Genomic DNA, 13,012 nt, shown 5'->3' with positions numbered 1-13,012 from the left:
TATAACAGCGACAGGATTATTCTGTCAATACGTATTTTTCGGTAAAATGACTGATGTTAAGTCTTTATTTTTGCATATAATAGTACAAAGACATTTTCCGAAAGTGAAAAGGGATCGATAAGAAAGTAATTAACAATTTTTATGAGAAAAGTTTGGGTAAATAAGTAAAACATACGTTGACACAAGTACCATCCCGTGCTAAGATTAGTTTACATTTTAATTCCGAGTAAGTAGATAAGATTAATATGAGTAAGGAAAGGGAGTTACCATCATGGAGCATGCCATCACGATTCAAAGCGACAATGTCGAAATAGCTGCAACTTTACATTACCCTACACAGCAACCTACAGCGGTTCAAGCAGATTGTCAGCGTTGGCCCTTGATTATCATTTGTCACGGATTTATTGGGAGTCGAATCGGTGTTGACCGGCTTTTTGTAAAGGCAGCTCGCTCTTTCAGTGCACAAGGCTATTTTGTACTTCGTTTTGATTATGGAGGCTGTGGCGAGAGTACAGGGGATTATGGCGCAGGTGGGTTAGATGTACTCATTGAACAGACTAGACGAGTTATTGATTATGGTGTTTCAATTGATTGTGTGGATCTGAGCAGAGTTATACTACTTGGACATAGCTTAGGCGGTGCCGCGGCAGTGTTAACAGCAGCGAAGGATCATCGCGTGAAAACGCTATTCCTTTGGTCGGCTGTAGCCCATCCACACAACGATATTATGCGAATCGTCGGCAAGAACGAATACGAGAAACTGCCGCTAGGTGGTACGATCGATCATCATGGCTACAAACTAACAAGTCGATTCTTCGAATCATTATCGCAGCATCAACCGTTTGAACAATTACGTAAATTTACTGGCGATGTATTTGTCGTTCATGGAACTGCAGACGAAACCATACCTGTCGATTATGCGCCGTTATATCAGAAGATGTTCTGGCTGCGCAAAGAAGGTCAATGTGACCTGGAGCTCGTGTATCAAGCAAATCACACGTACTCGACGACACAATCAACGACTGAATTGCTGGAGAAAACGGAAAATTGGCTGAACTATACGTACAAACGAAACAAAGAGTGGAATGATTGGACAATATAAATGAGTTGGAGGCATGGCGATGGCGAAACCACTGGAATTAGATGAAATTTGGGTAGAGCGAATTAAACAAATTTTAGATGGACTAGAATATGGTTCTGTACAAATTGTKGTTCATGATGGCAAGATTACACAGATTGATAAAACAGAAAGAAAAAGATTTGAGACGACTGCTGTTCCACAAGCTCAAGCTACATTACAAGCTGTGAAATCGACGACCAAACAAAAGAGTAAAGTTTAGCTATGATATTGCACTTATCCATTAGCCCTCATTCATTGGAATGGGGGCTGTTTTCATTCGTCAGAAGACGTATACTAAGGAGGAGTAGGAGCGAGATTTGGAAGGAGAATCTTATGCGTAAAGGTCACTTTATTTGGGAAGATGCGCAGGGAATCAAACACTATGTGTACGAGTGGCTACCTTCGGAAGACGTGGGATTCAAGGGGATTGTGCAGATCGCACACGGGATGGCAGAAACGGCCGCTAGATATGTGCGGTTAGCTCAAGTTTTGACTGAGAACGGATACGCTGTCTATGCGAATGATCACTTGGGACATGGCCAAACAGCGGGTTCTCTAGAAGCCCTGGGTAAGTTTGGCAAGGATAGCTTTCATGCCATGGCTGATACAATGGGGGAAATTACATCACAAATTCGTACGCGGTATGAAGAGTCTAACCTACCATTATTTATGTTAGGGCATAGCATGGGGTCATTTTTAACGCAGTACTACATGGGATCTTATTTGGAGCGATACCCTACACATGTTCAAGGGATTCTATTGTCTGGTTCGAATGGAAAAGAAGGCCCAGTCCTACAAGTTGGAATTGGGATTGCAACGTTGGAAGCAGCTTTAAGAGGAGATCATTTTCGCAGTGTACTGTTGACAGCACTATCTTTCKGATCGTTTAATACGAAGTTCAAGCCGAATCGTACACCGTTTGATTGGTTGAGTCGAGATGAGCGAGAGGTCGATGCTTACATAAATGATCCGTATTGCGGTAGCATTTTTACATCGGGATACTTTAGGGATTTCTTCAAAGGTTTAGTGGAAATACATAAATTTCACCATTTGGCTCGTATTCGTAAGGAGATTCCAATTTATATTTTCTCGGGTGAGGAAGATCCAGTTGGCGGGCAAGGGAAGGGAGTTCGCAGCTTAATTAAGACCTATGAGAAGCTGGGGATACATGATATCAGTTATAAGTTATATCCAGGTGGCAGGCACGAGATGTTGAATGAGATTAACCGCGAAGAGGTCATGCAAGATATTGTTGCTAGATTAGATTGTTGGATCGCAAAGTGAAATATGCTGTTCCTTATCGGCCTGATGGCTTATGGGAACAGCTTTTTTGGTGTTGGTGGGGAAAAGTCACAGAATGTGTTCACTAGTTGCTATTTCGCGTTCCGTACGAGTTGTGCACGAATGCCTTCACGATCGATTTGTATCCAGTATTCTATGATTTTGCCATGCTCTACGCGATAAACAGCACTAGCGATTTCGATGATTGGTTTTCCAGTCGGCAGAAAGCCATCAACTTCTCCAATATGTATACCCGTTTGCTTCCAGCGTACATAGACACGATCTTTTTGGGCGAGGAGCTCCTGAACTTCTAAATGAAAAGTGCCGTAAGCGTCAAGCATTTCTCGAACATGATCAGCGTAATTCATCGGGGTCCGATGGACGGTTGTTTCGTTTTCAGCTGTCATCTGATGGGCTAGAACCTGGTCGGCCATATAATCATGGGCTGCATCAGGCTGCTGTCCAGAGCGGACGAGTTGGAAAAATTGTTGCACGACGTCTCTTGACGATAAAGACATAGGGGTAGCTCCTTAGTATGAAATATGAGTGACTGGTAGAAAAGTATAGGGTATTGCAGGTGGAAGTGCAAGCGGCCTATGAGAATGCCATGAGTCAGGTAACTTTCAAAGGTAGTGTGTTAAACTACTATAAGTGCGTCAAGTACGCCATCAAATTTGGATTTTATGCACAACCTATATATAGAGATGAAGGAGGCTCCAATTTATGAAGCATCTTACCTCAGATCGAGTTAAAATCCCGCTAGGATTCTGGTCTGCTTTACGTGAATTGGGGATTTCCCCTCACGATATAGCTCGCCAAGCGCAATTGCCACTAACCATTATTACGGAACCAGAAGTCAGCACTAGCCAATATTTCGCGATCTGGCAGGCTTATTCCGATCTTATTGGCGACAATGCTCAAGGAATTATCAAGCTTGTGACTGCCTTTGAAACAGCCAAATACCCACCGTCCGTCTTAGCGACTTACCACGCTCGTGACTATCGCGACGCATTAAACCGAATGGTTCGTTATAAGCAAATRTGCCCGCCTGAAAGCTTACATATCACCGAGGAGGGAGAGAACTGTGTAATCGAACTAAATTGGCTGACGACAGAGCAAGCCGGTCCTCCAGTATTGGTCGGTATTACACTGGCATATCTACTGGAACTCGGGCGCCGAGGTACTGGTCAACCTTTAACGGCGAGATTCGTCGAATTTGCACTTCCCATGGGCGATTTACAAGTACTTGAAGCATACTTTGGTTGCCGCGTCGGGGTTGGTTCGCAAAGTAACCGTTTGACATTACATCGAAGGGATTTGGAGCGCCCCTTTGTTTCGTACAACGAAGAATTGCTGGAGATGCTGACTCCTGTTCTTGATCAATCCTTGGATGAGCAGCAGCTTAGACGCTCTATTACTGAGATGGTCAAATGGATCTTGAAGCGTAGTCTAACAGCAGGATGTCCCGACATTCATACTGTCTCGAAGGAATTAGGTATGAGTGATCGAACATTACAGCGTCGGCTAACAGATGAAAATACGAGCTTCCAGCAACTATTGACTCAAGTTAGACATGAACAGGCCAGGGAGTACTTGGCAGACCCCTCGTTCGAAATTAAAGAAGTGGCTTTCTTGATCGGATATGAAGACCAGAATTCATTCTACCGTGCCTTCCGGATGTGGGAAGGGGAGACTCCTTCCAATTGGCGTGCGGCCAACGTAACCTTTGCTGCTAAGAACTAATAGGTGCATTTTTTATAATTTGGCGTGTTATGCAAGAACTTAGGCGCAATAGGCTAGTTACGGAACAATCCAGACCAAGTAATATTATCCCTATCCGGGCCCAGTATTTCATATAAAAGGAGACAAGCATAATGGATATGGGATTAAACAATAAAACAGCTTTAGTTACAGGATCTACAAAGGGGATTGGTAGAGCGATAGCCATTGAACTTGCCAAAGAAGGTGTGAATGTCCTCATTAATGGACGGAACTTTGAAGAGGTTGAGCGTATTGTTCAAGAAATGAAGTCGGAATTTCCAGCTACCTCACCTCAAAATGCGACTGCCGATATTGTGGATACTATGCAACGTGAGGCTCTATTTAAAAAATACCCCGACATTGATATCTTAGTGAATAATATGGGGATATATGAAATGATGCAATATGAGGACCTTGACGATGAAATATGGGAGAAGTACTTCCGTACCAATGTTCTAGCTGCAAATGGGTTATCTAAGTTTTATTTACCTAAAATGTTGAAAAATGATTTTGGTCGCATTATTTTTATCGCGAGTGAAGAAGCAATGATGCCGTCTGGACAAATGCCACAGTATTGTATGACGAAATCAATGCTATTATCATTGTCAAAAAGCTTATCTAAATTAACAAGAGGAACAGAAGTTACCGTCAATTCGATCATGCCAGGACCAACACTCTCTGAAAATGTGCATCAAATAATTGAAAGTATGTATCCGAATGAAGATATGACTTTTTCAGAAAAAGAGAAACAATTGATGTCTACAATCTTACCGCAATCAGAAATCCAACGATTTATCAATCCTATTGAAATAGGAAGACTAGCTGCGTTCGTATGTAGCCCTTATGCTTCCGCATTTAAAGGTTCTCCGATCCGTATGGATGGGGGGATGGTACCTACTATTTTTTGATAGTTTAATATGCAKATTAAATATAAAAAGAACCTTGAATTTGATCTCAAGGTTCTTTTTATGATTATATTGAAAATAATAGTAAAACTCGAAAGCAGAGATGAAAACTTGCATCTCATTAACTTCTCATTATGATCCATCATTTATATAGGGGGGCTTGTGCGTGAACACAAGTAAGAAGAAGGTGGCCAATACCGAAGCAAACCGAGAAACGGCTCCAGTTCTTGGAAAACGCGCCTTGAACCGAGCTTTGCTTGAGAGACAATTGCTGCTGGGGCGAGTTCATCTACCAGCGCTGGCTGCGATTGAACATTTAGTTGGTTTGCAGGCCCAAGCACCGAATCCTCCGTATTATGGTTTGTGGACACGGCTTGAAGGATTTCGACAGGAAGAACTTAGCCGGTTACTTGAAGAAAGGAAGGTGGTGCGCATCGCGATGATGCGCTCTACGATTCACTTGGTGTCGGCTCGTGATTGTTTGGAGTTGCGACCCTTGGTACAATCAGTCCACGATCGAGGTTTTGGCGGTGCTTACGGCAAGAGTCTCGACGGTTTAGATGCACAGGCGCTAGCTGCCGCAGGGAGAGCACTTGTCGAAGCAAAGCCGATGACATTTAGCGAACTCGGCAAGCAGCTAAATGAAGAGTGGCATGACCGGGATCCGGATGCTCTCGCAGCTGCCATCCGGACTTTGGTGCCACTTGTTCAAGTACCGCCACGCGGACTTTGGGGTCAAAGCGGCCAAGCATTGCATACGTCAGTAGAACTCTGGTTAGGATCGTCCCTCACTTCCGAACCGAAGATTGCGTTAATGATCCAACGCTATTTGTCTGCCTTTGGCCCAGCTTCAGTCAAGGATATGCAGGCATGGTCGGGACTAACTAGCCTGCGCGAGGTAATCGAGAAGCTTCGACCTGATCTCATCTGCTTTCGTGACGAGCAGGGGAGTGAACTGTTCGACCTGCAAGATGCTCCGCGACCCGACCCTGACATTGCGGCCCCAGCACGATTTTTGGGCGAGTTTGATAATATCCTATTGTCGCATGCGGATCGGTCGCGAATTATTGATGACACTTATCGAAATCGGGTATTCACAAAGAATGGCATTATTCGATCAGTTATCCTCATAGACGGCTTTGTTGGTGGGTTATGGAATCTCAAGCGGGGGAGCGGAATAGCAACACTCACCATTGAACCCTTCAGGAGGTTATCTTCTCAGGAACAAGATGAAATAGCATTTGAGGGGGCTAACCTGTTGAAATTTGCAGCGGTAGACGACCAGACCCACGAAATCCAATTCATAACATAGGCAATTCCTTCAGCGAGCACAACGAATACATGGTCTCGAAAACCAAAATGGATCAGCTAGTAGGAATTAATTTACAATTTGCTTGAAACATTTGGGAACGATGGTCCGTTTAAGAGTTGTGTGAGTTGTTGATGCTTTTGGGGTTAGAAGGGGGAGCTGTAGTGAGAAGAGTAATAAGTATAATACTGATGTCGGTTCTAGGATTAAGCTTCATGATGGTCTTCCATTCTTCAAATGTATATGCTTGCTCTTGTGCTCAGCCTCAAGCTGTGAAAGATCAATTTAGTCGATCGGAAGCTGTTTTTTCTGGGAAAGTGCTTGAAGTGAAGGAGCAAAAAAACGTAAACGGAAGTATGACCAAAGCTGCGCTATTCGACGTAAGTCGTATATGGAAAGGCGGCACTGAATCTCAAATTATTATTCATACGGGAAGCGGTGGCGGGGATTGTGGAATTAATTTTGAAAAAGGCAAAGAATATTTGGTTTATGCTGCGCCATCATCGATGTATGGAGGTAAAGAGTTGCTTGTTACCATTATTTGTGACAGGACGGTTGCTTTAAATCAAGCGCAAGAGGATCTGGCTGTATTAGGTGAGGGGAAAATTCCTACGGAACAAGTTCAACTTGAAGGTGAACTGTCACGGATCCAACCCGCTATCAGGGTTGCGATAGTTGGATTTGTTGTGCTAGGTACGACCTTTTTCTTAGTTCGGCGGCGAAAATGGAGAAAGTAATGAATAAGCAGTCCCCTTCACGCAATGCGAAGGGGGCTGCTTGTTGCTGCTGGCGTTACGCCAGCAGCTTCTTAAACTCCGCGGTCAGCAGCGGCACGACCTCGAACAGATCGCCGACGATACCGTAGTCGGCAACTTTAAAGATCGGCGCCTCCGCATCCTTGTTAATCGCGATGATGACGCGCGATGAGCTCATCCCCGCCAAATGTTGAATGGCGCCGCTAATGCCGCACGCGATGTAAATTTCCGGCGTCACGACCTTGCCGGTCTGGCCGATCTGCATCGCGTATTCGCAGTACCCCGCGTCGCAAGCCCCGCGGGAAGCTCCAACAGCGCCGCCTAAGACGGCAGCCAGCTCTTCGAGCGGCTGGAACCCATCGGCGCTGCGCACGCCCCGACCTCCGGAGACGACGATCTTGGCTTCAGCCAAGTCGATGGCGCCGGACGTTTTACGCACGACCTCCCGGATGATGCTGCGCAGGGAGGGAGCGGGGTAGGCAACATCGATGATCACAGATTGACGCGAAGCGTCAGGCTCTGCGGCTGCGATGTTGTTGGGTCTTACCGTGACGACCCAAGGCGCAGCCGGGTCGGTAAACGCTTTCTTCTCGACAGCTTTGCCAGCGTAAAGCGGTCGGGTGAACAAGACGTTATCGCCGCTGCGTTCAATGGCGGTAACGTCAGAGATTTGGCCGGCTGCAAGCGAAGCGGCAGCCAATGGGGCAAGGTCTCGGCCCATCGCCGTATGGCCGAAATAAATCGCGTTTGGTCCGGCAACAGCGGTCACGGCCAACAAGGCACTGAGATAGGCATCCGAGCTATAACTCTCAAGCTGAGGATCCTCGACAACGTAGACGGTGTCTGCGCCATAAGCAGCGAGCTCACCAGCTAACGCCTTGGTGCCAGCGCCACCGAACATAACGGCAGCAAGTGTATCACCATCAGCAGCAGAAAGCTGTGCCGAACGTAGGGCCTCAAAGGATACTTGACGAAGCTTGCCACTGCGAGCTTCAGCAACTACAAGAAATTGTTTAGCCATCGATATAGCCTCCTAAGTTATTATAGTTTCGGCTGCATTTAGATCACTTTGGATTCGTTACGTAGTGCTTGAACGAGCTCAGTTACTTGGTGGGCAAGCTCACCTTTGAGGATGCGGCCAGCTTGACGCTCGGGCGGGAGGGATAACGCCAGTCGAGTCGTTTTGGCAAGAATGGCATCCGCACCAGAAATATCATCAAGGGTTAAATGTTGGAAAGGCTTTTTCTTTGCTTTCATAATCCCAGGAAGGGAGKGATATCTAGGTTCATTTAGGCCTTGTTGGGCTGTAAATAGTGCAGGGAGTGGTACCTCGATCACTTCGATATCGCCTTCGGCATCGCGGTGAACATGCGCTGTTTCTCCTGTAATTTCCAGCTTAGTAATCGAAGCGACATGAGGCAATCCAAGTAGATTAGCAAGACGAATGGCTACTTGACCTGCACCGTTATCAACGGAGAAGTTACCGCCTAGCAGGAGGTCGACAGTCTGGCTGCGTAAATACGCTGCCAAAATTTCAGCAATTTCGAATTCGTCCCCGAGGATTCGATCATCGGTTATCAAAACAGCCTCGTCAGCACCCATCGCGAGAGCGGTTCGCAGTGCTTCCGCTGTGCGATCAGGTCCGATCGATAGCAGTGTCACTTTACCGCCATGCTCATCTCGCAGTTGTATCGCTTGCTCTACCGCATACTCGTCGTACGGATTGATGACGAACTTCGCGCCATCCTCTTGAACAACGCCATTTTGCAAGACGATTTTCTCCTCTGTATCAAACGTTTGCTTCAATAATACAAAAATGTCCATAGTCAAGCTCCCTCCTGAATATACATGAAATAGAGACACTTTCTCGCTTGCTGAACGCTTGAATTATGACTCAATGCCTTTAATGAAAAAATCAAGCGTAGGACCAACCTGTGCAGTTAATGAATACTTTTGCCCGGAAATCAGCCAAGAGGTGACGACTTCATCCATACCTCCAAAAATAAGAAGTCTCACCAGCTTCACATCCAGATCCGCACGGAAGCTGCCGTCATTCTTTCCTTTTTCTAATATATTTTCAATGAGGATAATATATCTCTTTAGAGCAAGACCAATCTCTTTACGAAGCTCCAAATCACTTTGACGAAGCTCGATTTGGGTGAGGTAGGCCATATGAATGTTATTTTCCAGCTCGCTAAAATGAATCTCACAGATTTTGCGCAACGCATCCTTCGGGCTCGTGCTTTCTCGGACAGCTGCGTTGAATTTCTCGACAAGCTCGCCTAATTTCTCTTGGAAAAGACTAGTTAAGATATCCTCCTTCTTCTTGAAGTACAGATAAATGGTGCCATCCGCGACGCCGGCTTCTTTGGCAATGCGCGAAACTTGGGATTTATGAAACCCGTTTTCCGCAAATACTTTCATCGCGCCTTCGAGAATCGCATAATACTTGTCTGGTTTTTTGCCACTTGTCAAGGAGATCACCTCGGTGTTAGAATACAAATATCGGTGAATGAATACTCATTCATTTTCGTAATTTCATCATAAAATACGTAGTACGCCTTGTCAACGACTTATTCCGCTTAACCAAGCAGTAGGGAGGTTTGTCGGCTTACTCTTCACATGGAAGCAGGTTTCTACTCTTATTCAAAAAGGGACTCATGGAATTTGCTTTTTTGCGATCCGCGAATGTAAGCGTTAACAAATTTAATAAAAGGAGGGTCTTCCATGACCGGTACGCTGATTCAGTTTCTCCTTTTTCTGGCGGTTACGGGTTTGGCACTCTACGGGTTCGGCCGGGTAGTGTATCACCGATATTTATATATCCAGTTGGGGAAATCGGTGGATTTGAAGAAGGAAGCTAGCTTAAGGCTCAAGGGATTTGCGGTTCAAGTGTTTGGCCAGACGAAGTTATTGAAGGATAAAAAGAGCGGTATCATGCATATCGTCATTTTTTACGGCTTCATTATTCTACAGCTAGGTGCTTTGGACCTTATTTTAAAAGGATTAATTGACCGAGGGTTACCTGTCCCAGGTTATGGCTATTTCACCCTCATGCAGGAAGTGACGGTCGGGTTGATCGTGCTAGCCATGGGTTACGCGACCTATCGACGCTATATCGAGAAGCTCAAACGCCTTAAACGAGGCTGGAAGCCAAGTATTGTCGTGTTTTTTATCATGTTCTTGATGCTGTCTGTCGTTATAAGCGGTGGGTTTGAACGTATTCGTGAGGGGCTTCCAGCATCAGGCTTCGCTCCGCTGACATCGGTTTGGGCGGCCTTATTCGATGGGATCTCAACATCAGCGGCGACGGTGGGCTTCTATGCAGGCTGGTGGATGCACTTGTTGATTCTGTTATCTTTCCTTATCTATGTGCCGCAGTCCAAGCATTTTCACATTATTACCGCTCCGATTAATATACTTTTGCGACGCACGGAGCCGACAGGTAAGCTCGCATCTCTGAATTTGGAGGATGAAGACGCCGAGACATTCGGGGTTGGAAAGATTGAGGATTTTACGCAAAAGCAGATGCTGGATTTCTACTCCTGTGTGGAATGTGGTCGTTGTACGAGCGTGTGTCCCGCTAATACGACAGGGAAGCTGCTGTCGCCGATGCACCTCATTACAAAGCTGCGCGATCATTTGACGGAGAAAGGTGCAGCCATTACCTCAAAGTCGCCTTGGGTACCTGCCATGGTATTCGCACCAGAATCGCAAGGGAACGCGCTCGAAGTGGAACTCATTGGAGGTGTGATCACCGAGGAAGAGCTGTGGGCTTGTACAACCTGTCGAAACTGTGAAGATCAATGTCCAGTTGCGAATGAGCATGTGGATAAAATCATCGATATGCGCAGGCACTTGGTGCTGACGCAAGGCAGTATGCCGCATGACGGGCAACGCGCACTGCAGAATATCGAAAGACAAGGCAATCCTTGGGGAATTTCCCGCAATGATCGAGTGAAATGGGTCAAAGAGGTTGACCCGGAAGACGAACTTCAAGTGCGAACTGTAAAGGAAAATCCAACCTTCGAGTATTTGTTCTTTTTGGGCTCGATGGGTGCCTATGATAATCGCAGTCGTAAAATAACACATGCATTCGTGAAATTAATGAAGGAGGCTGGTATCTCTTTTGCCATATTAGGAAATGAGGAGAAAAATTCTGGTGACACTCCGCGTCGGATGGGGAATGAATTCTTGTTCCAACAGCTGTGTGCGGACAATATCGCTACGTTTCAAAAGTACAAGGTAAAGAAGATCGTCACGACGTGCCCGCATACGTATCACACGTTCAAAAATGAGTATCCCGAATTTGGCTTACTTGCAGAGGTTTTTCATCATACAGAATTGCTGGATCAGTGGGTGAAAGAAGGACGCTTGACTCCGCAATATGAGGTCAAAGAACGCATAACATACCACGATTCTTGTTACTTAGGTCGTTATAACGAGGTGTATGAAGAGCCCCGTAATGTGTTGCGGGCAATTCCTGGCGTGGAACTTGTGGAACAAGCGCGTTCTCGTGAGAACAGCATGTGCTGTGGGGCGGGCGGAGGCATGATGTGGATGGAGGAAACAGCAGGTACTCGTGTAAATGTGGCGCGTACGGAGCAACTGCTGAGTGTCAAGCCAACGGTGATCTCCTCGGCGTGTCCTTATTGTTTGACGATGGTGGAGGATGGCACGAAGCTGAAAGAAGTAGAAGAGCAGGTGAAAGCACGGGATATTGCGGAAATTCTGGCACAATCGGTGTTTGGTCTATCGAAAAACTAAAGTAGTGCTTTCGAAGCCAGTTTTCTAACGAAAACTTAAAGGAGATGATCTCATGACAACTATTCGTACGGCAGCGGTAATCGGTTCGGGTGTAATKGGTTCCGGAATTGCTGCGCATTTGGCCAATGTAGGTATTCCTGTTTTATTGCTCGATCGTGTGCCTGAACAGTTAACACCACAGGAGGAAGCAGCAGGGCTTACACTCGATCACCCTAAAGTGCGGAATCGTTTCGCAGTAAGTGCCATGGAAAAGCTCGGCAAGACAAACCCGGCTCCTTTGTATAGTGAAACTTTTGCCTCACGGATCACACCAGGGAATATCGAAGATGATTTGGCTAAGCTGAGCCAAGTGGATTGGATTGTCGAGGTTATTATCGAAAATCTACAGGCGAAACAAGAGCTTATCGCTCGGATTGAAAAGGTGTGGAAGCCCGGCACGATCGTTTCGTCGAATACATCAGGGATTTCGATAAATGCCATGGTAGAGAACGCTGGGGCAGCATTCAAGAAACATTTCCTTGGGACGCATTTCTTTAATCCTCCGCGCTACATGAAATTATTGGAAATTATTCCGAATGAGCAAACGGATCCAGCCATTATCGCGAGTATGAGTGATTTTTGTGAGAAGAAGCTTGGTAAGGGTGTTGTGCAAGCGAAAGATACACCTAATTTTATAAGTAATCGGATTGGTACTTACGGGTTGCTGATTACTCTACGAGAAATGCTGGCCAAAGGTTATACGGTTGAAGAAGTCGATGCGGTGACAGGACCTGCCATGGGACGGCCGAAAAGCGCGACATTCCGCACGCTGGACCTTGTTGGTCTCGATACATTCGTGCATGTGGCGAACAATGTGTTTGATCTCGTGACAGATCCTGCCCAGAAGGATGTCTTCGATACCCCTGTTATATTGAAAGAAATGGTTGCCAAAGGCTGGATAGGTGAGAAACAGGGGCAAGGCTTTTATAAGAAAGTGAAATCGGCTGAGGGGAAAGAAATTCAGGCTTTGAATTTGGAGTCGATGGAATACGCGGTAGTCCGTAAAATAAGCTCAGCGTCCTTGGAGGCGGCCAAACAAACAAAGGGGACAGTTGGGAAACTGAAAGCCTTACTC

General features: G+C 46.0%; 13 protein-coding genes. 9 read left to right on the top strand and 4 right to left on the bottom strand.

The genetic code is table 11. From position 1 onward, the window contains the following. Window positions 1-271 precede the first annotated feature (271 nt). The 3 genes from AB4114_RS00065 (at window position 272) to AB4114_RS00055 (ending at window position 2,404) form a co-directional block, all read left to right on the top strand. Window positions 272-1,102, top strand: a complete 831-nt coding sequence (locus AB4114_RS00065; RefSeq protein WP_441986571.1) for an alpha/beta hydrolase family protein — start codon at window positions 272-274, stop codon at window positions 1,100-1,102. A gap of 19 nt (window positions 1,103-1,121) precedes the next feature. Further along, window positions 1,122-1,340, top strand: coding sequence for a YezD family protein (locus AB4114_RS00060; protein ID WP_441986570.1), 219 nt, complete (start codon window positions 1,122-1,124; stop codon window positions 1,338-1,340). Window positions 1,341-1,453: 113 nt separating this feature from the next. Further along, complete coding sequence (locus AB4114_RS00055) at window positions 1,454-2,404, top strand: alpha/beta fold hydrolase (protein WP_441986569.1); 951 nt, start codon at window positions 1,454-1,456, stop codon at window positions 2,402-2,404. Between the two features lie 89 nt (window positions 2,405-2,493). On the opposite strand, the gene AB4114_RS00050 is transcribed toward AB4114_RS00055, so the two are convergent. Beyond that, window positions 2,494-2,919, bottom strand: a complete 426-nt coding sequence (locus AB4114_RS00050; protein WP_441986568.1) for an ester cyclase — start codon at window positions 2,917-2,919, stop codon at window positions 2,494-2,496. 205 nt (window positions 2,920-3,124) lie between these two features. On the opposite strand from AB4114_RS00050, the gene AB4114_RS00045 reads away from it, so the two are divergent. The 4 genes from AB4114_RS00045 (at window position 3,125) to AB4114_RS00030 (ending at window position 7,113) form a co-directional block, all read left to right on the top strand. Continuing rightward, the gene (locus AB4114_RS00045; protein ID WP_441986567.1) at window positions 3,125-4,144 is read left to right on the top strand and encodes a helix-turn-helix domain-containing protein; all 1,020 of its coding nucleotides are present in this window, start codon (window positions 3,125-3,127) and stop codon (window positions 4,142-4,144) included. A 131-nt stretch (window positions 4,145-4,275) separates the two neighbouring features. Further along, window positions 4,276-5,070: an SDR family NAD(P)-dependent oxidoreductase gene (locus tag AB4114_RS00040; RefSeq protein ID WP_441986566.1), complete on the top strand. Its 795-nt coding sequence runs from the start codon at window positions 4,276-4,278 to the stop codon at window positions 5,068-5,070. A 163-nt stretch (window positions 5,071-5,233) separates the two neighbouring features. Further along, entirely contained in the window at window positions 5,234-6,379 is a 1,146-nt protein-coding gene (locus tag AB4114_RS00035) for a winged helix DNA-binding domain-containing protein (protein ID WP_441986565.1), read from the top strand. A 161-nt stretch (window positions 6,380-6,540) separates the two neighbouring features. Next, complete coding sequence (locus tag AB4114_RS00030) at window positions 6,541-7,113, top strand: hypothetical protein (RefSeq protein WP_441986564.1); 573 nt, start codon at window positions 6,541-6,543, stop codon at window positions 7,111-7,113. Between the two features lie 55 nt (window positions 7,114-7,168). Here AB4114_RS00030 and AB4114_RS00025 read toward each other — a convergent pair whose 3' ends face one another. The 3 genes from AB4114_RS00025 to AB4114_RS00015 all read right to left on the bottom strand — a co-directional run bounded on the left by AB4114_RS00025 (window position 7,169) and on the right by AB4114_RS00015 (window position 9,606). Continuing rightward, entirely contained in the window at window positions 7,169-8,152 is a 984-nt protein-coding gene (locus AB4114_RS00025; protein ID WP_441986563.1) for an electron transfer flavoprotein subunit alpha/FixB family protein, read from the bottom strand. A gap of 38 nt (window positions 8,153-8,190) precedes the next feature. Beyond that, window positions 8,191-8,955 carry an electron transfer flavoprotein subunit beta/FixA family protein gene (locus tag AB4114_RS00020; protein ID WP_441986562.1) on the bottom strand — a complete coding sequence of 255 codons (765 nt, stop codon included), beginning with the start codon at window positions 8,953-8,955 and terminating at the stop codon, window positions 8,191-8,193. Window positions 8,956-9,018: 63 nt separating this feature from the next. Then, window positions 9,019-9,606: a TetR/AcrR family transcriptional regulator gene (locus AB4114_RS00015; RefSeq protein ID WP_441986561.1), complete on the bottom strand. Its 588-nt coding sequence runs from the start codon at window positions 9,604-9,606 to the stop codon at window positions 9,019-9,021. 252 nt (window positions 9,607-9,858) lie between these two features. Here AB4114_RS00015 and AB4114_RS00010 point away from each other — a divergent pair, with 252 nt between their 5' ends. Together AB4114_RS00010 and AB4114_RS00005 are read left to right on the top strand one after the other, a co-directional pair. Beyond that, window positions 9,859-11,898 carry a (Fe-S)-binding protein gene (locus AB4114_RS00010; protein WP_441986560.1) on the top strand — a complete coding sequence of 680 codons (2,040 nt, stop codon included), beginning with the start codon at window positions 9,859-9,861 and terminating at the stop codon, window positions 11,896-11,898. A gap of 52 nt (window positions 11,899-11,950) precedes the next feature. Continuing rightward, window positions 11,951-13,012, top strand: a 1,062-nt coding sequence (locus tag AB4114_RS00005; RefSeq protein ID WP_441986559.1) for a 3-hydroxyacyl-CoA dehydrogenase family protein, incomplete at its 3' end; no start/stop codon positions are given.

Origin of the sequence: Paenibacillus sp. 2RAB27 (genome assembly GCF_052115445.1) — a bacterium.
Taxonomy (GTDB): domain Bacteria; phylum Bacillota; class Bacilli; order Paenibacillales; family NBRC-103111; genus Paenibacillus_E.
The sequence above is the reverse complement of the archived record's forward strand: the minus strand, read 5'-3'. Positions and strand labels throughout refer to the sequence as shown.